The following is a 22,584-nucleotide window of genomic DNA, read 5'->3' on the forward strand; positions in this document are numbered from 1 at the left end:
GTCTCGATCACTTCTCAGCGCTGATCGTCCGGAAGCATGGCGGCGAGATCCTGGAGGAACTTGATGGAAGCGGGCGGGCGCCCCTCCTGTTCGGCGATCTTGATGATGTTGTTCAGGATATGGGCGATCTCGCTCAGCTTGGCGACGCGGCCGGCCGAAAGGACATGGAAGAAGGTCGAGAAGGCGACGGCGATGGCCTGATCGTGTTCCTCGAGCCGGCGGCACTGCTCCTTGAGAGCCTTGATGTCTCTCTCCTGGGCCGAAACGATCTCCACCAGGGTCAGCATCTGTTCGGCGAGAGTATCTACGGAGGCGTTCATGTCGTTCGGACGTCCCAAATCTTCAATGCTTGAGGGCGCAAGGGGCTGAAAGTCTTCGGCAACATGGCGTCGGAGCGACTTGCTGACGGAGAGCAGCGCGGATGAAAGGCGATCCGATTCGTCCAAATGAACGTCGGCATTCGCGGAAGGCGGTTGACCAGGCGCAGCCTCCGACTCATCCGCGACAATCTTAGGCAGACCCGCTGCGCGGGTGAGTTTGGCCACTATCTGCCGCAAGAAGCGACGCAACTTCACCTGAACATCGGCAATCACGTTTCCACGTCTGCTCCCAACAGCATGCACTCATATCCCTCGGAGAGGAGAGTATCCGACGGTACCATGACTTCCGTGCAAATGCTTCAGGAAGCTCCTTAGGGGAATGACACAGGTTATCCCCTTGCATAGAGCAGCCGTGCTCGAATGGTTCCGTCCAGGGTGCGGATCTCATCGAGGGTCTCCCGGCTTTGCTCGGGCAGACCTTCCGCCTCGATCACGACATAGCCGATCTCGCCATCCGTCTGCAGGTGCTGACCGGTGATGTTGAGGCCGCGCTGAGAGAAGGCATTGTTGAGGCGCCCGAGAATGCCGGGCACGTTCCGATGCACATGGATATAGCGTGTACCGGTAGGGCGCGACGGGAGCTGCACTTGCGGAAAGTTGACGGCGCCGATCGTCGTGCCGACGTCGGAATACTCGACGAGTTTCTTTGCGACCTCCGCGCCGATGCGCTCCTGCGCTTCCTCCGTCGATCCGCCGATATGCGGTGTCAGGATAACATTGTCGAGCCCTTGCAACGGCGTGACGAACGGTTCCTTGTTCGAGGCGGGCTCCACAGGGAACACGTCCACAGCGGTGCCACGTAAGTGGCCATTTTTCAGAGCCTCCGCGAGCGCCTCGAGATCGACCACCGTGCCCCGGCTGTTGTTGATGAGATAAGCGCCCTTTTTCATCGCCGCGATCTCAGCCTTACCGATCATGCCGTGCGTGGCCGGCGTCTCGGGAACATGGAGGCTCACCACATCACTCTGGTTCAACAGGGCATGCAGGCTGTCGGCAGGCTCCGTATTGCCGTGCCGAAGCTTGTCGGTCTGGTCGAAGAAGATGACCCGCATGCCCATGGCCTCGGCCAGGTACGAGAGTTGCGAGCCGATATTGCCGTAGCCGACAATGCCGAGCGTCTTGCCCCGCACCTCATGGCTGTCGGCGGCCGATTTGTCCCATTGTCCTGTATGGGCAGCCGTGGACTTGGGAAAAGTGCGCCGCAGCAGCATGACGATCTCGCCGATCACGAGTTCGGCAACGCTTCGGGTATTGGAGAAGGGGGCGTTGAAGACCGGAATGCCTGCATGCCGGGCGGCTTCCAGGTCGACTTGGTTCGTGCCGACGCTGAAGCAGCCGACGGCGATCAGCCTGTTCGCGGCTTCCAGAACCTTGGCCGTCAGCTGCGTGCGCGAGCGAATGCCCAGCAGATGGATACCCTGCAACGCTTCGATCAGCTGATCCTCATCGAGGGCAGCCTTGAGATAGGTCAGGTTCGTGTAACCGGCGCCTCTGATCAGTTCGACAGCGCTGTCGTTCACTCCTTCGAGCAAAAGAACGCGGATCTTGTCTTTCTGCAGAGAGAACATCTCGGACATGTCGGCTCCGTTTGGCGTGCGCTGGCATGCCATACCGCGCGGGAGCGGTGGTGCAAGCCCCTTTTGGTGCATCGTGCCTATGTCCCGGAGGGGAGGGTGCCCTCGGGCGAGGGAGTCTCATACCTCCTATGCACCGTCCCGCCCGGGTCGGTCTGGGATATGATGAGCCAATCCGGTTGCAGCGGCGACCGGTCAAGGAGGCGGGAGCCGTTGCCGGATGTACGCACGGCTCCCGTTCCATTTCTGAGCCGCAGCCATCGCGGTCGGCTCCATTATCGATCCTGCAGCGGGCGAGCCCCGGTCCCGGGGCGACATGCCACAGATGTCAAGCATTGCTTGGTATTCCATCAGGTTCCCCCTTCCATTGCAGCGAACTTGGCCGATCGGTTATCGTAGAATGCTGCCGAGGAGCGACATTCCACCGTTTCAGGGAGGACTGGCTGGTCTATGAATATTGTTGCGTCTCGCTTACTGATAGCCGCTGCTCGTCTGGCGCCGGTCAGATGCAATGTGCCGATGCGCACGAAAACGGGATTATCGGATTTTAGGCTTTTGAATAACGAGAGTGTGCATGTTCGCGGAATATAGAGAAAGTCTTAAGCAAAAAAATGCCGCTGGCGTGCCTGATCATATAAATTCAGAAGAAAAATCTCCTTGTTCGGTTTCTGATAAACATAAAAATATTAGCGCTCATCTGGATAATATCGGCCATGGGTTGATTGTTCTGCTGCCGATAGCGATGGCGGTCGCCAATCGCTCCTCACCTTTATTTCTAGCCTGTGCCGCTCTTTTCGTGCTTGCCTCGCGTCTCGCCTCCGGTGCCATCGGCTCTTATCGTGCGGTGCTGGCAGGGCAGCGGACAGGCGTCCTCATTCTCGTCCTTTGTGCGGCGGCCTATCCTCTGATCTCACTCAGTTGGGCGATGAGGCCGGCCCTGGGTCTGTTTGCTTGGGGCGAGGCGGTGCTCCCGGCCGTCTCAAGCGCGACCCTTATCGTGAGCTGGCGCGCAGCCCCCCCGCCCCGGTGGATGGTCGGAGCCCTTGCAAGGACGATGCTGATCGCCGCAGGGTTGATCGCCGCCGAACTCCTGCTCGACTTTCCTTTGAGACGATTTCTCCCCGAGCGTATCGGTACTTTCATTCACAACAGGCCGGTCGTGACGCTGTTTCTCCTGCTCGGGCCGGTCCTCGTCCTGGTGGGCTTTCACAGGCAGCGGGCGCTTTTCTTAGGTCTCCTGCTCGGAATCGTGGCCACCATCATCGTCTCCGACAGCGAGGCTGCTAAACTCGGTCTGCTGGCCGCTGCCGGGACATTCGCGCTGAGCTACGCCCCCTTCGTCTGGGTGAAACGCTTTCTCACGGTCGTCCTTCTCGGGCTGATCTGGATTCAGCCCTTCTTCGGAAACGCCGTCGCCAGCTTGGTACCCGACAAGGCGATCGAGGCGACCAAGGGAGGGCACTCGCGGGAGCGCATCGAACTCTGGCAGGCCTTCAGCGATGTCGCCCGCCATTACCCGATCTTTGGGACCGGCTTCGCATCGTCGCCGCATATGGGCAGCCATCCAGTCGCAGCCGAAATCAACCCCGCCTACCGGCAAATGCTGAAAGTCGGTCATCCTCATAACGCATTCCTGCAGGCATGGGTCGAGCTGGGGGCAATCGGCGCTGTCCTTTTGTCCGCACTCGTCCTCTGGGTGCTGAAGAGCCTTTCCGGCGCACCGGCCGATATCCGTCGCGCGGGCCTCATGACTCTCATGTCAACAAGCGCGATCGCGCTTGTCAGCCATGGCGCTTGGCAGGGCTGGTGGATTGCCGCGATTGCCCTTGCCACTGCGTTCCTGACCCTCGATCCGAGCCATTCGAGGCCGCGGGATTAGCATCGAGCGATTGAAGGGCCCCTCTGCCTGAATTGTCAGGCTTCGTGGGATCCAATCCCCTCCAATCCGAGTTTGGCTTCAAATCGGATTGAATAGACCCTCCAGATAGAAACCGCATGCGCGGGGAGGGATGAGACAGGGGGCCAAGTGCCGCGAATCCTGACCTACAACGTGCACCGCTGTCTCGGGACGGACGGTCGGCTTTCCCCTTCACGGATCGCGGATGTGATCGCCGCCTACGAGCCGGATGTGGTCGCACTTCAAGAGCTCGATGTCGGACGCCTCCGCACCGGCGGGATCGATCAGGCCCATGCGATCGCGCAAGCGCTCGGGATGAACGTCCATTTCCATGCCAGCCTGCGGGTTCTGGAAGAGGAATACGGCAATGCTATCCTGACCCACCGGCCATCGCAGCTGGTGAAGGCGGAAGCGCTTCCAGGATGGGCCCGCAGGCCGCGACTGGAGCCGAGGGGAGCCCTCTGGGCTTCGATCCAGCTGGGCGGGAGCGAGGTGCAGGTGATCAACACCCACCTGGGCCTGCGCCGGCACGAGCGGCTGGCGCAGACCGATACCCTGCTGGGCCCGCACTGGCTCGGCCATCGGGCCTGCCGGGAACCGGTGATCCTGGTGGGCGATTTCAATGCCACCCCTCGATCCAGGGTCTATCGGCGTCTCGCCTCATGTCTCTTGGATGCGCAGGTGCAGACCCAGCTTCCGCGGCCCAAGGCAACCTTTCCCTCCCGCCTGCCATTCGTGCGTATCGATCATGTCTTCGTCAGCCGTTCGATCCGCGTCCTGCGTGTCGAAACCGTGCGGACATCCCTCGCGCGGATCGCCTCGGATCACCTGCCTCTCATGGTCGAGTTCCAGATCGCCCATGGCACGGGGCACAAGCCGAGCGTCGCTTATGCGCAGGAATAGGTGGGCTCGCCGCAACGTTACGGATCGCACATCGCCTCATCGCGTTGAGCCCTTGGAGTGGTGCCGTCCGCGGTGAACGGGCCTACGACGCTAAGGAGAGCGAATGCGGAACTGGAAATATGTGATTGCTGCGGCAGCCATCGGCCTCGCAGCCTTCCTGCTCTACCGCACGCTCAGCCGCTACAGCCTGGACCAGCTGATCGCCGCCGTTGCGGCCGTGCCTGTGCCAAGGCTCCTGGGCGCGGCCGGGTTCGCCGCCGCGAGTTATCTGTCTCTGACCTTCTTCGACTATCTGGCCCTGCACTACGTGAGGCGGCCGCTGCCCTATCCGAAAGTGGCTCTAGCCTCCTTCACGGCCCTGTCCCTCGGTCACAATATCGGTTTGGCCGCCTTGAGCAGCGGTGCAGTCCGCTTCCGCTTCTACAGCCGTTGGGGCTTGAGGACCGGAGAGGTCGCCAAGGTGATCATCTTCTGTGGCATCACGGTCGGACTTGGCCTCATGATCTTAGGCGGCGCGGCGCTCCTGTTGCGCTCCGGACTGGCGGTGGAGATTACGGGGCTCACGCAGCCGGTCGTCATAGCCCTCGGCATCGGCTGCCTTGCGCTGCCTGCGGTGTACGTGATCCTCTCCGCCATCGTACGAAGGCCGCTGCGGATCAGACGCTGGACTCTTGAGATCCCGCCGCTCAAGCTTGCCATCGGGCAGGTCCTGGTCGGCGCCATCAACTTTGCCTTCGTGGCGGCCTGTCTGCATCAGGCGCTCGCGGCTGTTGCCGAGGTGGCCTATCTCGGTGTGGCGTCCGTCTATGTGATCGCCAATGCGACAGCCCTTGTCAGCCATGTTCCCGGCGGGCTCGGCGTCATCGAGAGCGTGGTCATGTATCTGCTGCCGCAGAATAACCTGATCGGGCCGCTCCTGGTGTTCCGGTTCGTCTATTTCCTCGTGCCACTCGGCTTGGGAAGCATTCTGTTTGCGGTGACGGAATTGTTCTATCGTCACAGAGGGCGTGCTTACGGGGCCGGCACCGGGATCGGGGCGAAGGCTTGATCCCTATTCCCTACGCCGCCTGAACAGGGACAGAGGCTCGAAGGGTTCGAGTGGATCCAGGAGTCCGGTGCCCGTCGCCGGCGCGTCTGGGCCGTTATCCGACATGGCCGTGAAGGCCCGAAGGCCGCGTCCACCTGTATTGAGCTGATCGATGGCTTTGATGACGGATCCTCCCTCGCACTCAAGGGTCCGGGCGAAGACGTCCGGATCGACCTCCAGATGCTCCGCGAGCAGGCGGTTCCGCAGCTGGACGATGGTCTGGCGCATCTCCTCCGTCGTCGCCTCGACGGCGGCATCGCATTCGCTGTCGAGACCGATCGACCGGTTGTTCAGGTTCGAGGATCCGACGCGCAAAAGCACGTCATCGATGATGATGAGCTTGGAGTGGATCAGGATCTGGCATTCCCCGCCCTCGCCATCGGGGGTGACAGGGTAATAGACGCGCAGCCGGTCGTGATGGTCGCATTTGCGCAGGCGGCGGATCAGCCGGTCGCGGTTGGTGCCCATGACCAACTCCTCGGCCCAGCCATGAGACTCGTGGGTCTGGATGACGACGATTTCAGGGCCGTCAGGATCGGCGAGATGCCGCTCGAGAACGTCGCCGACATACGGCGCCGTCATGTACTGTGCTTCGATGTAGATCATCTTCTTCGCAGCCGAAAGGGCGTCCAGGGTCAGTGCCGCGGCCTCGCCGGCAGCCGGCTGCTCGCCCCAAGCTGGATAGGTTCGGGCGATAGCAATTGGCGCTTTACGAAAATCGGGCACGAGGCCGGATGGCCAAGGGGCGGATCCGTTCGTAGACGGCGTAAGCTCTTCGCCGGTCGCAAACTTCCAGCGCTCATAACCGATTTCGGCAATAGACCGCGCAGCGTCGCCGTCCACGGCCATTTGGAGATCGTGAACCGGTTCGTAGATGCTTCCGTCGTCTTTCAGCCTGATCGGATCGTCACAGGCATGGCGGCAGGTGTCCCAGCGCTCGACGGTCAGGTCCATGCCTCCGACGAACGCCAGAGTGTCGTCGATGCAGACGATCTTCTGATGATGGGCCGCATAGAGCGGATGATGCGTGTCGAGCTTGACCTGTAGCCGCGGATGGTTTTGCCAGTCTGCGCCGAAGATCAGCGGGCCTGGCGCGCCTGGCGCATGGACGATGGCGATGCTCCAGACGAGAATCCTGACTTCCAGATCAGGCCGTTCCTCGACAAGCGATCGGAGGAACGGGCCGAGCGGCGGAGAATCCTCGGGACTGGCATCCGGGCGAAGGCGGATGCTGCCATCGAAATCCCACCCAATAATGAGGATTGACCGTTGAGCTTTCCGCAATGCAGATTCGAGATGAGCGAAATAGGGAGCCCCGTCGATCAGAACGCTGGCCCTGTCGGCCTGAGCCACGCGCCAGCAATTCTGCCCCGGACGCAGGATCGGACCTGCCGGGACCTGCGTGGGCTCGCGGGCGATGTCGAGTGCCTGCCTGCTCGTCGTTTCTTCCAAAAGTTGCACGTCAGCCACGTTTTTGGGCGGAATATCTTGCCAACTCGGGACTGAAGCCAAGGTTCCGGCCGCTCAATCCCGGATTTGCATCCCGGCTGCTCAGATCTGCATCCGCTAGTGATCTGTCGTCCGACGGTCGGTCTCGAGGCAAACCTTTGGAAATTGTAAGGCTGCACATGTCCCGATCCGGTTGGGAGATCCGGTTGGGAGATGGATGAAATCTTCAGCTGACACCGTTTCATCCCTAGCGCATCGTGCGGCTCCTCGGATCGCGTCCAACAATGCGTCCAACAATGCGCCAGCTTTGATGAGCATCGGACCCAAAAGTGGACCCACCTTTTCGCACCATGCGCTGGGCAAACATTTGCCGCAGATTGAGCGTGCAGCCGTTGCCATTCGCGGGAGCTGCCTAATAATTTACATAGTTCATTTCCGATGAACGCGTAACCTTGTGGCTGGAGTGCAAGACCAGTTCGCTTGGCGCGTCGTCAGGGCGAGGCACGCATCAGGACGTAGGGCGATTATGGACAAGAACCTCGAAGAAAGAATCCGTGAACGGGCATATGAGCTTTGGATGCGGCACGGGAGTATTCATGGCCGCGCCGATGAATATTGGTACCAGGCAGAGCAGGAAATTCTCGGCGAGGGCGATGAGGTGGGGGGCACGAAGGCGCCGATCGTCGACCCGGCGCCTCTTGGCATGACGAGCGCGACGGCGGATGAAGAACTTCCCGCCCCGGTAGCGCCGAAAACTCGCAAAAAGCGCAGCCCTGCGGCCGCTCCTGTTGCAGAAGGCGAGACGCCCATCGTGCCACCGAAGCGCAAGCGCACGACCCGAGCGACTTGAATGAAAGAGCTGACATGGGCCTTCGACCGGTACGGCCGGAGGCTCGGGGGCAGGAGTAAAACTGAAACCGGAACACGCGCTAAGAACTTGTGATCGGCTTCAGCGTCTACAGAGCGGGCAGGTGGCTGCCGTTGATGTGAGGACCCGGTCTTGCCTAATTCCAGCGTTTTCTACGCCCCTCTCGCCCGCCATGCGATGGCATACATTCTCGCCGGTGGACGCGGCAGTCGATTGATGGAACTGACCGATATCCGCGCCAAGCCCGCCGTTTATTTCGGCGGCAACACACGGATCATCGACTTTGCCCTGTCGAATGCACTGAATTCCGGCATCCGGCGCATTGGGGTGGCGACGCAGTACAAGGCGCATAGCCTCATCCGTCATCTCCAGCGCGGCTGGAACTTCTTCCGGGCTGAACGCAACGAGAGCTTCGATATTTTGCCGGCCAGCCAGCGCGTATCCGAGACCATGTGGTACGAGGGAACGGCCGACGCGGTGTATCAGAACATCGACATCATTGCGAGCAATGGCCCAGAATACATTATCATCCTGGCCGGTGATCATATCTACAAGATGGATTACGAGATCATGCTGCGCCAGCATGTCGACTCGGGAGCCGATGTGACCGTCGGCTGTCTCGAGGTGCCACGCATGGAGGCGACCGGATTCGGCGTGATGGCCGTCGACGCGACGGACCGCATCGTCTCGTTCCTCGAAAAGCCCGCAGATCCGCCAGGCATGCCCGACAAGCCGGACATGGCGCTGGCAAGCATGGGCATCTACGTCTTCAATACCCAGTTTCTGTTCGAGCAATTGCAGCGCGATGCCGCCACACCGGGTTCGAACCGGGACTTCGGCAAGGACATCATCCCTTATCTGGTGCAGCACGGAAAAGCAGTAGCGCACCGCTTTACACGCTCCTGCGTTCGCTCGGGTGCCGAAGCCGGCGGCAGTGATGCGGAGGCCTATTGGCGCGACGTGGGCACGGTCGATGCCTATTGGGAGGCCAATATCGATCTGACCGCTATCGTCCCGTCTCTCGACCTTTATGATCGCGACTGGCCGATTTCGACCTTCTCCGAGACATGGCCGCCAGCAAAATTCGTTCACGATGAGGATGGCAGGCGCGGAAACGCCATCAACTCACTGGTTTCGAGTGGCTGCATCGTCTCCGGTGCGGCTCTGCGCCGGTCACTCGTCTTCACGGCCGTGCATCTGCATTCCCATGCCGATGTCGAGGGAGCAGTCATTCTTCCCTTCGTTGAGATCGGCCGCAGGGCCCGGCTGCGGAACGTCGTGATCGATCGCGGCGTACGCATCCCGGATGGGCTAGTGGTTGGTGAGGATCCTGAAAAGGATGCCCAAAGATTCCGCCGAACCGAGAAGGGCGTCTGTCTCATCACGAAGCCGATGATCGAGAGACTATCCGGATGAAGCCTCTGAACGTTCTGTCTGTTGCGTCAGAGGTCTTTCCCATTATCAAGACAGGCGGATTGGCCGATGTGGCGGGCGCCTTGCCGTCCGCGCTTGCAGAAGAAGGCGTGACGGTCATTACGCTCGTCCCGGGCTATCCCGCCGTAATGAAGGCTCTGGAGCGGCCGGAAGTCCTGCACACCTATCCCAGCTTCTTCGGCGGTCTGGCACATCTTCTGTCCGGAAGGGCAGGAGCGCTCGACCTCTTCGTCATCGATGCTCCCCATCTCTTCGAGCGCCCCGGCTCGCCCTATCTCGCGCCGAACGGCCGGGATTGGCCCGACAACGCCCGGCGTTTCGCGGCGCTCGGACGGGCTGCGGCTGATATCGGGCAGGGGCTAACGCCCGGATTCGTTCCCGATGTCATCCATGCCCATGACTGGCAGGCCGGCCTCGTGCCGGTCTATCTGAGCCTCACCGACAGCCCGCGCCCCGGCACTATCATCACCATTCACAACATTGCTTTTCAGGGCGTCTTCCCGGCTGATCTTCTCTTTGAGCTTGGCCTCCCCACCAGCGTCTTCACGGTGGATGGAGTCGAATATTATGGGCAGATCGGCTTTCTGAAGGCGGGCTTGCAGCTCGCGGATCACATCACCACGGTGTCTCCGACCTACGCCAAGGAGATCCAGACCCCCGAGGGCGGAATGGCTCTCGATGGTTTATTGCGTTCTCGTGCAAGTGTCGTATCCGGCATTCTCAACGGAATCGATGATAAGGTGTGGGATCCAGCAACGGATCCCCACCTTGCGCAGCCTTACGACCGCAACAGTCTCGAAGCACGGGCTGTCAACAAGAGAGCATTGCAGGAACGGCTGGGGCTAAACCCCAATCCCGAGGCGCTTCTGTTCGGTGTCGTCAGCCGTCTGTCGGAGCAGAAGGGCCTCGATCTCGTGCTTGCTGGCCTCTCACGGCTGCTCGCGGATGGGGCCCAATTGGCCCTTTTAGGGGCGGGAGACAAAGCGTTGGAGGACAGTTTCCAGACTGCACGTCTCGTTTATTCTGGTCAGGTCGGCTGCTTTATCGGCTATGACGAAGCGCTCGCTCATCAGATTCAAGGCGGGAGCGACGCGCTTCTCGTCCCGTCGCGGTTCGAGCCCTGCGGTCTGACGCAGCTCTGTGCCATGCGCTATGGAAGCATCCCCATCGTCTCACGCGTGGGCGGGCTGGCCGACACGATCATCGATGCCAACGAGATGGCCGTCGCCGCCGGTGCCGCAACGGGCTTCCAGTTCGGGCCTGTCAATCTTGGCGGAGCCCTGGATGCCTTCGACCGGGCGAAAAGCTTATGGCGCGACAAGAGCGCGTGGCAGCGTCTGCAGGTGAACGGCATGGGAGCCGATGTGAGCTGGCATCGCCCTGCAAGGCAATATGTCAGCCTCTACCGCTCGTGTCTTCGAGCATGAGAAAAAAGCGCCCGATCAAGAGCCTTTCCTTTTCCTCTCCGGCTTGCGTTGCTTCTCCGGCTTGAGCTGGAAGAGAAGCAGGGAATGGGCGGTCACGGTATATTCCTTGCGGAACTTGAATTCAGTGGGTGCGTCCAGATCGGGTTGATTGGTATCGATGTGGCACATCCAGGCCTCTCCGCCTATCACCTCCGGTAATATGCACTTCACCACATCATGATGCGCATTCAGAATCAGCAGCAGGGTCACGTCCGTGCCTCGCCGGCGGATGCCTGTCGGCTGGGCGCGACCATCGAGCAGGATGCTGATGCAGCGGGCATTCGGATCTTGCCAGTGCTCTGGCGTCATCTCATCTCCGGCGGGTGTGAGCCACGTCACATCCTTGACGTCGAGTTCCTCGTTGTAGACGCCGGACAGGAACCGTCCTCTTCGGAGGATAGGGAGGTCCTGGCGCAACCGGATGAGCTTGCGGGTGAATTCGAGAAGCTCGATGCCATCCTCATCGATCCCCTCCCAGTCGATCCAGGAAATCTCGTTATCCTGGCAATAGGCATTATTGTTCCCCTGTTGAGTTCGCTTAAATTCGTCGCCCGCAAGCAGCATGGGTGTTCCCTGCGAGAAGAGCAGGGTGGCGAGCATGTTGCGCATCTGACGCAGGCGCAGTGTATGGATCTTCGGATCGTCCGTTGGTCCTTCTACACCATTGTTGAAGGACAAGTTGTGATCGTGCCCGTCCTTGTTGTCTTCGCCGTTCGCCTCGTTGTGCTTCTCATTGTAGGACACGAGATCGTTCAGCGTGAAGCCGTCATGGGCGGTGATGAAGTTGACGGAAGCCCAGGGTCTGCGTCCACGCTTGCTGAAAATGTCCGCCGACGCAGTGAGACGCGAGGCGAGTTCCGGAAGCTTCCCTTCATCGCCTTTCCAATAGGCTCGTACCGTGTCGCGGTAACGGTCGTTCCATTCCGCCCATCCGGGTGAGAAACGGCCGACCTGGTAGCCACCAGGGCCGCAATCCCATGGCTCGGCAATGAGCTTGACCTGGCTGAGCGCGGGATCCTGACGGCAGGTATCGAGGAAACGTCCGTCCTCATCGAAGCCATGCGGCTCGCGGCCGAGAATGGTCGCGAGATCGAATCGAAAGCCGTCGATCTGCACCTCCTGCGCCCAGTAGCGTAAAGAGTCCGTGACCATCTGCAGGACGCGGGAATGGCTGAGATTGACCGTGTTCCCGGTACCGGTGTCGTTAATGTAGTAGCGCTTGTCGGGAGCAAGCCTGTAATAGGATGCGTTGTCGATCCCTTTGAAGGACAGGGTCGGTCCAAGCTCGTTACCTTCGGCCGTGTGATTGTAGACCACATCCAGAATGACCTCGATCCCGGCATCGTGAAGATGGCTCACCATCTCCTTCACTTCGTTCACGAAGGGCGTTGCAAGATAGCGCGGCTGCGGCGCGAAGTATCCGATGGTGTTGTAGCCCCAGTAGTTCCGCAAACCCTTCTCAATGAGATAACTGTCATCCACGAAGGCGTGGATGGGAAGCAACTCGACGGCGGTGACGCCGAGGTTCTTGATATACTCGATCACTTCATGCTGCATCAGGCCGGAGAAGGTGCCGCGCAGCTCCCTGGGGACGGCCGGGTGCTGCATGGTGAAGCCGCGCAGATGCGTTTCATAAACGATCGTGCGCTCCCACGGAATTTGCGGCCGGCGCACACGTCCCCAGGTGAAGGCCGATTCAACGACGCGGCATTTGGGCATGAAGCGCGCGCTGTCGCGCTTGTCGAAGGACAGATCGGCATCCGGTGATCCGATGATGTAGCCGAACAGCGCAGGATTCCAGATAAGGTCGCCCACAAGCTGCCGTGCATAGGGATCGAGAAGGAGTTTGTTCGGGTTGAAGCGGTGACCCTCCTTAGGCTCATAGGGGCCGTAAACACGGTAGCCATATGTCGTCCCCGGACGCGCATCCGGCAGGTAGCCGTGCCAGACCTCATCCGTGTATTCCGGCAGCTCGACCCGCTCCAGCTCGTTGAGGCCTTCCAGATCGAACAGGCAGAGCTCGACCTTGGTGGCATTGGCAGAAAAGATCGCGAAGTTGACACCCAGTCCATCCCAGGTCGCTCCAAGCGGGTAGGGTAAACCTTCGCGCACGCGCGATGTGCGCCTCATGTTCGGAGCAACGATCTGAGCTGCCGAGAGCTCACTGGTATCGACCTTGTCATTCATTCGGGAATCTCAAAAAGCCAAACGGAGAAAAACCTTCATGTCATCAACGCGCGAGCCTCGGGTTAAGTCCCGTGCAAGCGGAACTATATGTTCACTCTGGAGCTCTCATCGTCCAGTACGAGGATGAGCGTCGCCAGAGGCGGGATTGTCAGGGTAAGCGAGCATGGCTGGCCGTGGCTTGGAGTAGTCTCGGCCAGGACCCCGCCGAGATTGCCCATGTTGCTGCCGCCATAGAGGCCGGCATCCGTGTTGACTGCCTCGCGATAGAAGCCCGGCAGCGGGACGCCGATGCGATATGCCTCACGCGGAACGGGCGTGAAGTTCGACACGATGATGGCAAGGGATTTATCGCGATCGCCACGCCGCGCCCAAGCGATGACGCTGTTGTCGCGGTCATCGGCCACAAGCCACTCGAATCCCTTCGCCTCGCAGTCGCGCTCATGCAGGGCAGGAATGGAGCGGTAGGCGCGGTTCAGATCTCCGATGAGAGTCTGCACACCCTTGTGGTAAGAGTTGTCAAGGAGATGCCAATCGAGGCTCTCGTCGTGGTTCCATTCCCGCTCCTGCGCGAATTCTCCGCCCATGAACAGAAGCTTCTTGCCGGGATGCCCCCACATGAAGCCGAAATAGGCGCGCAAATTGGCAAAACGCTGCCATTGATCGCCCGGCATCTTGCCAAGGAGAGATCCCTTGCCGTGCACGACCTCATCATGGCTCAAGGGCAGGATGAAGTTTTCGGAGAAGGCGTAGAGCAGGCCAAAGGTCAGATCGTGATGATGATACTGGCGGAATACGGGATCCTTGCTGATGTAACGCAAGGTATCGTGCATCCAGCCCATGTTCCATTTGAACCCGAAGCCGAGACCCCCCGTGTAGGTTGGCTGCGAAACGCCCGGCCAAGCAGTGGATTCTTCTGCAATGGTGACGGCACCCGGCGAGGTGGCATAGGCGACCTCGTTCATCTTACGGATGAAGTCGATGGCGCCGAGATTCTCGTTGCCCCCGTAGCGATTGGGAATCCACTCTCCTGGCTTGCGCGAGTAATCGAGGTAGAGCATGGAGGCGACAGCATCGACCCGCAATCCGTCGAGGTGATAGCGCTCAAGCCAGAAACGGGCATTCGCTATGAGGAAGCTCATCACCTCCTGGCGTTCGAAATTGTAGATGTAGGTGCCCCAATCCTGGTGGAAGCCCAAGCGCGGATCGGCATGCTCATAAAGATGCGTGCCGTCGAAATAGGACAATCCGTGCGGGTCGTTCGGGAAGTGCGCCGGCACCCAATCGAGGATCACACCGATCCCGGCGGCATGCGCTGCCTCCACGAATGCCGCGAAATCCTCTGGGGTGCCGAAGCGGCTCGTCGGCGCATAAAGCGAGATCGGCTGATAACCCCATGAGCCATCGAAGGGATATTCGGTGATCGGCAGAAGCTCGATATGCGTGAAGCCGAGATTTTTCACGTAGGGAATCAGGCGCACGGCCAATTCGCGATAGGTCAGATAGCGATTGCCTTCCTCGGGAGCGCGGGCCCACGAGCCGAGGTGACACTCATAGATCGACATCGGCGCCTTGCGGTGGTTCTGCGCCGACCGCGATGTCATCCAATCCGTATCCTGCCAGTCGAATGTAGGTGCCCCTTTGAGAACGGAAGCGGTTGCGGGCGGGTGCTCCGCGGCAAAGGCGATGGGATCCGCCTTGAGAGCGAGAAGATTTCCGTGAAGGCCAATGATCTCGAACTTGTAGCGCTGATCCGGCGTGACATCCGGGATGAACAGCTCCCAGACCCCATGTTCATGGCGACGGCGCATGGGATGGCAGCGCCCGTCCCAGGAATTGAAGTCGCCTACAACGCTCACCCGGCGGGCATTTGGCGCCCAGACCGTGAAGAGAAAGCCCTGGATTCCTCCGAGATCGAGAAAATGTGCGCCGAGCTTTGTGTAGACCGCATCGCTTGTAGGATCGCTGATCCGCATGAGGTCGTCATGGGAAAGAAATGCGCCGAAGCTGTAGGCATCATGCCGGATTTCGGGATAACCCTGCCGCTCGATCCGCAGCCTGTAGTCGGGTCGGCCGGAGGCGCGGAGCGAAGCGACGAGCAGGCCATCCGGAGGCATCCGCTCCATTGTGCTGAGAACGGTCTGTCCATCCCTATCCAGCACCGTTACGGCATCGGCATCCGGCAGGATGGCACGGATTTCCCATTGGCCGGGTGAAATCTCATGAGGACCGAGGACGGAGAAGGGGTCGCCCGAATTGATGATCTCGGCAACTGATGGCGGTTCGGCCCGGCGCTTTGGTGCGCTCTGGGATCCTCCACGATGCTGATCCATCCGGATATTCCCCTTCATATGCTGTTCCATAGACACCACCGAAGCGGCTTGTTCCTTCGCTGCCTTTGAAGATTTCATTATGGAGCAGGTCCCGCTTCGGACCAGAAGCAGTGAGGCCAAGTGGCGGACATGCCGATGCTCTTTGTTAATGCGGATCGTTCTTATCGTCCTCGCGCTTGAGGACGGCAAAGGGGAGAGAACCCATGAGTGACGAAACCTCGTGTTGATCCGTGTCGATGAGAATATCGTCTCCTGTCAGCACGTTTCGCCAGCGCCCGTGGGACAGAGTAATTGTCGTACCTCTCCAGATGGCCGGATCGGGGAAGAGGTCTTCCTTGCTCATTAGTGCGCTCCCGAGGCGAGGCGCGATCACGGCGAGTGCCGTCTCGCCGTGCCGCCTGATATAGGCAAGCAGGTGAGACGCCCGTTCACCATTGGTCGTCAAAGGCCTGTAGTTACCCTCGGCATACAGGTCCGGAGAGGCCGCACGATCATGAAGCAGCCGGGCGAGGATGCGCTGCTTAATTCGTCCGTCGGACCAGTTTTTCATCAGAGCCGTGAATGGTTCGTTCTCATCTAGAGCTTGAATGCGGGTTTTGTAATTCACAGGCCGCCGGTTATCCGGGTCGACGAGGGAAAAGTCCCAGAACTCGGTACCCTGATAGATGTCGGGCACGCCCGGCAACGTCATTTTCAGGACGGTTCGTGAGAGACCGTTCAGCATACCAAGAAGAGAGAGACGCCGGGCAAGAGGCTTAAAACGCTCGATGAAGGAATTACGAGGGTCGAGCAGAGCCCGCAGAAGCTTGAGGGCTGCCCCCTCATAAGCTTCGTTCGGCGCGACCCAGCTCGTGTGCCGCTTGGCTTCCCGAAGACCCTTGATGAGATATCCCTCCATGCGCTCCTGGAACGTAGCTAGCTGCTTGCTGTCGGTTCCTTCTATAAGCTCCAGGGGCCAGGCACCGAGGAGAACTTGAAGCAGGATCACCTGATCGTTGGCGTCCGGTGCTGGTGCACCATTCACCTCAGACAGCTTAGGAGTTGCAATTTCTCGCCAGAGATCGAGAGCCTGCGCCCATTCGTCCGGCATCTCCGAGAGAGCGAGCAGGCGTGCCCGCGCGTCCTCGCCGCGTTTGGTGTCATGCGTCGCGGTAGCGATCATCGCATGTGGCCAATTGCGGACGCGGTCTGCATTGGCTTGGTGAAAGGCTTCCGGAGAGAGGCCGAAATGACCCGGATCGCCGCCGACTTCATTGAGCGCGATCAGGCGGCCGTAGCGATAGAACAGGGTGTCCTCCAGGCTCTTCGCCATGACGGGGCCTGTCAGCTGCTGGAACCGTCGCCGGAAGCGGCGGATATCGGCCGGATCTGCGACTGCTTTGCCTAGAAGGGCAGTGGCGATGAAATCGTGCACACTGCGATCCGCCAGGGTGCTGGATTGTTGCGCCGTCCGGATCGTCGCCTCGATCAGCCGCGCATCTCCAGCCGATGGATCTGCATCGCGGAGATAGCTGCGATAAATCGGAAAGGCCGCGATGATCTCGACAAGGGCTTGGCGCAGGGTAAATGCCGTGTAGTCGCGGGTACGGCGGCTGGCATCAGCGATTGTCTTGATGTCCGAGACCAGAACCTCCAGCTCGCTGGCGAAGTTCTTCTCGGTGATCTCGGTCTTGGCCTGTCTCAGCAGTTCGTCATAGGAGCCTTGAAGGTCCGAGGCTTTTCGATAGATGCGCTCGAACGTGGCGCCTGCCTCAGCATTCACCAGCACGCCATCGATGAGGTTGAGCACCTCGTAGCCCGATGTTCCGGCGACGGGCCAGGGACGCAGCTCCTCGCTCGGCTCCAGAATCTTCTCGACCGCTACATAGAAGCCCGGCCCCACCTTCCGCTGAAGAGTGCGGCAATAGCCCTCAGGATCAGCGAGACCGTCGATATGGTCGATCCGCAGACCGTGGACGAGGCCCTCATTCACAAGACGGAATATGAGCTCGTGCGTCTTGTCGAAAATCTCCGGGATCTCGATCCGGATGCCTGCCAGTGTGTTGATGTCGAAGAAGCGGCGATAGTTGATGTCGCTCGATGCCACACGCCAGTAAGACAGGCGGTAGATCTGTGCCTCCAGGAGGCGATGCAGGGGATTGAAGCTTTCGGGATGGCCAGAGACGCCATTGATGGCCGCAATGGCGCCGTCGATAGCCTTTCTGATCGCTGGCGAGGCTGCGACGGTCTGAGCGAGTGCGCGCTTTGCTGTTTCAGCTACTTCCGGCAGGGAGGCACAATCTTTCTGCGAGGTTCGACCTTTCAACACCCGCAAGCGCTCGGTGAGGATGCGCAATTCACCAGCCTTCGCCTGATCGTTGAGAGCGACCAGCGCTTGGTCGAGCACGACCGGATAGGTCGTCGGGCAGATCGGAAAGCGGTGCTCCCAGTGCCAGACGCTGAACGAGCCTTCAACTGGGTCGAATTTCAGCTGGAGTTCGCCTTTCTCCAAGACGTCCCCATAGAGCCCACTCAGGGATGGGACGATCAGTTTGCCGTCGGCACCGGGTCGCTCCCAATCGATGTCGAAGGCATGGGCTACCGGTGAGAACTGGCCCCATTCCAGCACCGATAGCCACCAGCCGTTATCCTTCCCGCCCACACCCATATGGTTCGGCACGATGTCGAGCAGGAGCTTGAGGCCGTGCTCCTTCAACGCTTCCGAGAGGCGGCGGAAGCCGTCCTCTCCGCCGAGTTCCGGATTGATGGTCGAGTGGTCGACGATGTCATAGCCATGTGTAGATCCGGGTGCGGCCGTCTGAATCGGCGAGGAATAGACGTGACTGATGCCGAGCTTCGCCAGATACGGCACGATCGTCACCGCATCGTCGAAGGTGAAGCCCTTGTGAAACTGCAGGCGATAGGTAGCCCGCGGCGGAGGCGAAGCGATGATGTTTCGACGGGAGCGGACGTCTCGGCCTTCCTCCGCCAGAGCGACCGCGAGCTTAGGCATCAGGCTTCCGGGCGAGGTGATGGTTTCGATCGTATTCGACAGGCGCCGGCGCCAATTGGGGTGTCCCACATCCATGCCCGGCAGGTTGGGCTGGTTCAGCTCGCCCGAGCCGTCCTCGATCTGCAGAGCCATGAGAACTGAGGACGTGCGGGCGAGATAACGGACCGTTTCTTCAAGCGGGGGCATCTCCGGAATCTGAAACGAGGGGAGGAGACCTTCCTCTGCAAGGGCTCTTGTCAGGTGCTGTTTGTCGGCAGCCCTCGCGATGCGCTCACTGGCAGCCTGTGTCGGCTCGAAGATGCCAAATGTCTGGCGTAGGTCAATGTCGAGGCCGCGCCACCAGCCGGTGAAGGTCGGCAAATCATGCGTGGAGATGACGGCCAGAGCAGAGCGGGGATATTGCTGCGGCCTCTTGAAGGCCGATCCCTCCCTCTCGAAAGGCAGCACCCGGTAGCTGAGGATGGCGGATTCCATGATGGCATCGGAGAAACCCTTCGGCGCCGTGCCGAGATCCTCTGCAATCACGAGGCAGCAAGCGCGGTGGCTCTCGACGCGTAGCACCGCCAGCATGGCCTCGAACGGATAATCCACATATGCGCCCTGAGAGGCCGGAGCACCGGCAGGGATCAGGAATAGGCGCTGGAGCTGGAAGGCGTGGTCGATGCGAATGGCGCCGGCATGGCGCATATTGGCCGAGACGAGCTCGCGGAAAGCTGCGAGGCCCTGCTCCTCCAGGATGAGCGGATTGAAGGGCGGCAACCCCCAATCCTGGCCCTGCGGACCAAGCGGATCCGGGGGCGCGCCGATGGACAGCTTTGGAGCGTAGCGCTCCGGTGTCGCCCAGATCTCGGACCCGCCGCCATCCGCGCCCACGGCGAGATCGCGGTAAAGGCCTATCGGCAGCCCTGCGGCACGGGCCCGTTCCGCCGCCTGGTGAAGCTGAGTGTCCGCCAGCCATTGCAGCCACGCATGGAAGGCCACACGCTCCGTGTGATGCAAGCGAAAGCGCCTCACGGCCACGGAATGGACCGAACGATACTCCTCAGGCCACTCGCCAACCCAGAACTGGTCCTGTTCCTTAAGATGCTCGGAGAGCGCCTCGAAAGTCGCGTGCGCTTCCAATGCTTCACCGCCTGTGCGCCGGAACGCGTCGAAGGCAGGGGAAGTGCCGGACTTCTGAAAATATCTCCAGAGGGCTTCGAGAAGCGGGCGCTTAATGGACCAGACCTCGGCATAATCGATGAGGTGAGCGCTTCGCAGCCGCGCTAGTCGCTTCTGCATTTTCGGATCTTCGAGAAGCGCTTGAGCGCCGCTCTCGACGAAGCCTTCGACTGCGGTTGGGTCGATATAGATGGGCTCAATGAAGAGGCGCGAGGATGGAGAGTAAGGCGATATCTTGGAGCGATCCGATGCGAAGAGCGCATGAACGGGACTGAGTCCGAGGAACGCGCCGCCGAGGTGACTGACGTTCTCGGCGAGGAGCGCCACATCGGAATAGGTCCCGATGCCGAAATGGCGTTCCGAGCGTAGCGAGTAGATCTGAGCCGTCGCGCCCCACAGTTTTGCCTCGCCTTGGAAGGCCTCGGGTTCCCAGCATCGGGGTGGTGCGGCGATGACGGTCGTCTCCCTGTCGCCCAACCGAAGGCGGTGATAGCCCATCGGCAGGGCAGGAAGGTCCAAGGCGTCGCTATCCTTGGCGAGCCATCCTTCATGAACCGCGCCATTCTCTTCGATCAGGATCCATGCCTGCTGTCCGGGCAAAATATGAAATTCGATTGTCGAGGGATTTTCCGCATCGATCGTGACGACCGCTGGAAGCAGACCATTCTTCAAGCGTTCCAGCCGGGCGAGGCTCTCCTGTGCGCCAGACTCAGATGTGACGTCGAGCCCGAGGGCGGCTAGCAACGCTTGCCGCGTTGCCGAACCGGTCTGGACGCTTTTGCCGAAGGCATCGGTGTAATCAGGGGCGATACCGACAAGGGCGGCCATGCGCTCCAAGAGAGCGTCCAGCTTGCTCATGCCGATTGCCCTTTCACGACGATTCCGGACCAGGGTGGGAGTTGAAGACTTTTTCCATTCGCATCGATGCCTTGGCTCGACCACAGCACGCGAGCATTTTCCTCAATGTTCCCATTCATGGGATTGTTGCCAAAATTCGCGAGAAGGTGGAGTTTGTCGTCGGCGAAGGTCCAGGTCACGTCGAGCATGCTTTCCGGTGAGACCTTGTAATGAGAGCCGCGATATTCGCTCTTGAGTAGAGGAACGATCTCAGTCCGCCTCAGATCGAGCAGATGACGGGTCTGTGACAGAACTTCCCGATGCGGCGACCGCTCGGTCTCTGACCAGTCGATCCTGGAGTTCTCGCAGGTCTTTCGATCCGTCGGGTCGGGAATCTTCTGAGACATCTCCGGATCCGTAAAAGCCTTGAAGCGCCAGAATTCGCTCCGCCGTCCATCACGGACGGCCCTGGCAAGATCCGGTTCATTTTCGAAATCGACGAAGAACTGGAACGGTGTTGACGCCGCCCATTCCTCACCCATGAACAGAAGTGGGATCTGTGGAGAAAGGAGAAAGATCGCGTGAGCGAGAGCGAAGCGCTCCGGCGGGATCAGATGTGACAGGCGTTCACCGAAGGCGCGGTTCCCGACCTGATCGTGATTCTGAAGGAAGGCTACGAACGCCGACGGCGGCAGATGTCCTGAGGGCTCACCGCGAATCACGCCATCCTTGTGCGGGGACGGATCGCCCTGATAGGCGAAACCTTCTGCCAAGGCGCGCCCGAGGTGCTGGAGCGGCTTGTCGGCATAGTCCTCGTAATAGCCCTCGTTCTCGCCGGTCAGGAGAGCGTGCCAGGAGTTGTGGATGTCGTCCGCCCATTGTGCCGTGTGAAGCTTCGGCCTCCGGCGGTCGTCACGATTGAGCCAGCGCGCCTGGTTGGCCTCGTTCTCAAGTACCAGATGAACATGGCGGTCAGGGATCGCCTGCCGGATGCGGTTCGCCAACTCCTCGATGAAGTGCGGCTTGCCATCATCGGTGATGGCATGGACTGCATCGAAGCGCAGGCCGTCGAAGTGGTACTCCTGCAGCCAGTAGAGCGCGTTGTGGATGAAGAAGTCGCGCACCACGCGGCTACCTTCGCCGTCCACATTGATGCCGGCACCCCACGGCGTCGGATGGCGCTCCGTGAAGAACGTCTTGGCGTAGGCGTGGAGATAGTTTCCCGACGGGCCGAAATGGTTGTACACCACATCGAGAAATACCATCAGGCCAAGCTCGTGCGCACGCTCAATGAGACGCTTGAGATCCTCCGGGCTTCCATAGGCTGCGTCCGGTGCATAGGGCAGGACCCCGTCATAGCCCCAGTTGCGTCGGCCCGGAAACTCGCCGATCGGCATGAGCTCGATCGCCGTAATGCCAAGGTCGCGTAAGCGAGCAAGCTTGCTCATCAAGCCTGCATAGGTGCCCTCCGGCGTGGCCGTGCCTACATGAACCTCATACAGGACGGCTTCCTCCCATGGCCGGCCCTTCCACGAAGTCTCTGACCATTCGAAGGATTGCGGATCGACCACGAGACTGAGTCCGTGAACGTCGTCGGGTTGGAAGCGGGAGGCCGGATCGGGCACAATAAGGTTGCCATCGATCTTGTAGCCATAGCGGCTTCCGGCGCGCGCGTCCTCTGAGACATGACGATACCATCCGTCACCATCTGCCTTCAGCGGACGCTCTATACCATCAAGCACCAGACGCACCTCGCGCGCCGTTGGCGCCCATAGGGCAAAGCGAACGCCTTCGGAGGTTATCTCTGCCCCAAAGGACATGGAGTGAACGCGCCGCATCAGATCTCCGGAAGATCGAGGAAAGCTCTTGCGAACGGACATGTTAATGCAAGGTTCCGGCTCAGATCAAAAAAACTGCCAAGCTCGGATTTTCTGCAACGCTATCCATATCACCGGAGTTCGATCGCATAGGCAGTTTGAGGTAATCGCTAATTTTCTGAAATTCCCGCGGAACTGGTTC

Annotated in this window: 13 protein-coding genes; 6 read left to right on the forward strand and 7 right to left on the reverse strand. The window is 60.2% G+C overall.

Annotation, left to right across the window (positions count from 1 at the left end; all coding sequences use genetic code 11):
- Window positions 1-14 precede the first annotated feature (14 nt).
- Both JO965_RS08250 and serA read right to left on the reverse strand, forming a co-directional pair.
- Window positions 15-320 (reverse strand): hypothetical protein, encoded by a 306-nt coding sequence (locus JO965_RS08250; protein WP_203443199.1) that lies wholly within the window; start codon window positions 318-320, stop codon window positions 15-17.
- Between the two features lie 389 nt (window positions 321-709).
- Window positions 710-1,957: a phosphoglycerate dehydrogenase gene (serA, locus tag JO965_RS08255; RefSeq protein ID WP_203443200.1), complete on the reverse strand. Its 1,248-nt coding sequence runs from the start codon at window positions 1,955-1,957 to the stop codon at window positions 710-712.
- Window positions 1,958-2,696: 739 nt separating this feature from the next.
- Here serA and JO965_RS08260 point away from each other — a divergent pair.
- The 3 genes from JO965_RS08260 (at window position 2,697) to JO965_RS08270 (ending at window position 5,802) form a co-directional block, all read left to right on the forward strand.
- A complete protein-coding gene (locus JO965_RS08260; protein WP_203443201.1) occupies window positions 2,697-3,833 on the forward strand; it encodes an O-antigen ligase in 1,137 nt (378 codons plus the stop codon).
- A 147-nt stretch (window positions 3,834-3,980) separates the two neighbouring features.
- Window positions 3,981-4,754, forward strand: a complete 774-nt coding sequence (locus tag JO965_RS08265; protein ID WP_203443202.1) for an endonuclease/exonuclease/phosphatase family protein — start codon at window positions 3,981-3,983, stop codon at window positions 4,752-4,754.
- Window positions 4,755-4,857: 103 nt separating this feature from the next.
- On the forward strand, window positions 4,858-5,802 hold the full coding sequence (locus JO965_RS08270) for a lysylphosphatidylglycerol synthase domain-containing protein (protein WP_203443203.1): 945 nt from the start codon (window positions 4,858-4,860) through the stop codon (window positions 5,800-5,802).
- 3 nt (window positions 5,803-5,805) lie between these two features.
- Here JO965_RS08270 and JO965_RS08275 read toward each other — a convergent pair whose 3' ends face one another.
- Entirely contained in the window at window positions 5,806-7,311 is a 1,506-nt protein-coding gene (locus tag JO965_RS08275) for a phospholipase D-like domain-containing protein (RefSeq protein ID WP_203443204.1), read from the reverse strand.
- A 505-nt stretch (window positions 7,312-7,816) separates the two neighbouring features.
- On the opposite strand from JO965_RS08275, the gene JO965_RS08280 reads away from it, so the two are divergent.
- From JO965_RS08280 to glgA, 3 genes are all read left to right on the forward strand, one after another.
- Complete coding sequence (locus JO965_RS08280) at window positions 7,817-8,140, forward strand: DUF2934 domain-containing protein (protein WP_203443205.1); 324 nt, start codon at window positions 7,817-7,819, stop codon at window positions 8,138-8,140.
- A 195-nt stretch (window positions 8,141-8,335) separates the two neighbouring features.
- Entirely contained in the window at window positions 8,336-9,574 is a 1,239-nt protein-coding gene (gene glgC, locus JO965_RS08285; protein ID WP_246776861.1) for a glucose-1-phosphate adenylyltransferase, read from the forward strand.
- Window positions 9,571-11,019, forward strand: a complete 1,449-nt coding sequence (glgA, locus tag JO965_RS08290; protein WP_203443207.1) for a glycogen synthase GlgA — start codon at window positions 9,571-9,573, stop codon at window positions 11,017-11,019. The genes glgC and glgA overlap by 4 nt, the downstream gene beginning before the upstream one ends.
- Window positions 11,020-11,034: 15 nt before the next feature.
- Here the strand turns inward: glgA and glgX are convergent, their stop codons facing one another.
- From glgX to treZ, 4 genes are all read right to left on the reverse strand, one after another.
- A complete protein-coding gene (glgX, locus tag JO965_RS08295) occupies window positions 11,035-13,245 on the reverse strand; it encodes a glycogen debranching protein GlgX (RefSeq protein WP_246776780.1) in 2,211 nt (736 codons plus the stop codon).
- Window positions 13,246-13,328: 83 nt separating this feature from the next.
- Window positions 13,329-15,575: a 1,4-alpha-glucan branching protein GlgB gene (glgB, locus tag JO965_RS08300; RefSeq protein ID WP_203443208.1), complete on the reverse strand. Its 2,247-nt coding sequence runs from the start codon at window positions 15,573-15,575 to the stop codon at window positions 13,329-13,331.
- 145 nt (window positions 15,576-15,720) lie between these two features.
- Window positions 15,721-20,586 carry a malto-oligosyltrehalose synthase gene (locus JO965_RS08305; protein ID WP_203443209.1) on the reverse strand — a complete coding sequence of 1,622 codons (4,866 nt, stop codon included), beginning with the start codon at window positions 20,584-20,586 and terminating at the stop codon, window positions 15,721-15,723.
- Window positions 20,583-22,403: a malto-oligosyltrehalose trehalohydrolase gene (gene treZ / locus JO965_RS08310; RefSeq protein WP_203443210.1), complete on the reverse strand. Its 1,821-nt coding sequence runs from the start codon at window positions 22,401-22,403 to the stop codon at window positions 20,583-20,585. The genes JO965_RS08305 and treZ overlap by 4 nt, the downstream gene beginning before the upstream one ends.
- Window positions 22,404-22,584 lie beyond the last annotated feature (181 nt).

Source organism: Microvirga sp. VF16, from assembly GCF_016864375.1.
In the GTDB taxonomy this organism is placed as follows: Bacteria; Pseudomonadota; Alphaproteobacteria; order Rhizobiales; family Beijerinckiaceae; genus Microvirga.

What these genes read in the sequence shown, in the direction of transcription:
- glgC (WP_246776861.1), top strand. Translation starts at nt 8,336, where the DNA reads ATGGCATACATTCTCGCCGGTGGACGCGGCAGTCGATTGATGGAACTG.
- treZ (WP_203443210.1), bottom strand. Translation starts at nt 22,403, where the DNA reads ATGCGGCGCGTTCACTCCATGTCCTTTGGGGCAGAGATAACCTCCGAA.
- JO965_RS08270 (WP_203443203.1), top strand. Translation starts at nt 4,858, where the DNA reads ATGCGGAACTGGAAATATGTGATTGCTGCGGCAGCCATCGGCCTCGCA.
- glgX (WP_246776780.1), bottom strand. Translation starts at nt 13,245, where the DNA reads ATGAATGACAAGGTCGATACCAGTGAGCTCTCGGCAGCTCAGATCGTT.
- JO965_RS08280 (WP_203443205.1), top strand. Translation starts at nt 7,817, where the DNA reads ATGGACAAGAACCTCGAAGAAAGAATCCGTGAACGGGCATATGAGCTT.
- JO965_RS08250 (WP_203443199.1), bottom strand. Translation starts at nt 320, where the DNA reads ATGAACGCCTCCGTAGATACTCTCGCCGAACAGATGCTGACCCTGGTG.
- JO965_RS08260 (WP_203443201.1), top strand. Translation starts at nt 2,697, where the DNA reads ATGGCGGTCGCCAATCGCTCCTCACCTTTATTTCTAGCCTGTGCCGCT.
- glgB (WP_203443208.1), bottom strand. Translation starts at nt 15,575, where the DNA reads ATGGATCAGCATCGTGGAGGATCCCAGAGCGCACCAAAGCGCCGGGCC.
- serA (WP_203443200.1), bottom strand. Translation starts at nt 1,957, where the DNA reads ATGTCCGAGATGTTCTCTCTGCAGAAAGACAAGATCCGCGTTCTTTTG.
- glgA (WP_203443207.1), top strand. Translation starts at nt 9,571, where the DNA reads ATGAAGCCTCTGAACGTTCTGTCTGTTGCGTCAGAGGTCTTTCCCATT.
- JO965_RS08305 (WP_203443209.1), bottom strand. Translation starts at nt 20,586, where the DNA reads ATGAGCAAGCTGGACGCTCTCTTGGAGCGCATGGCCGCCCTTGTCGGT.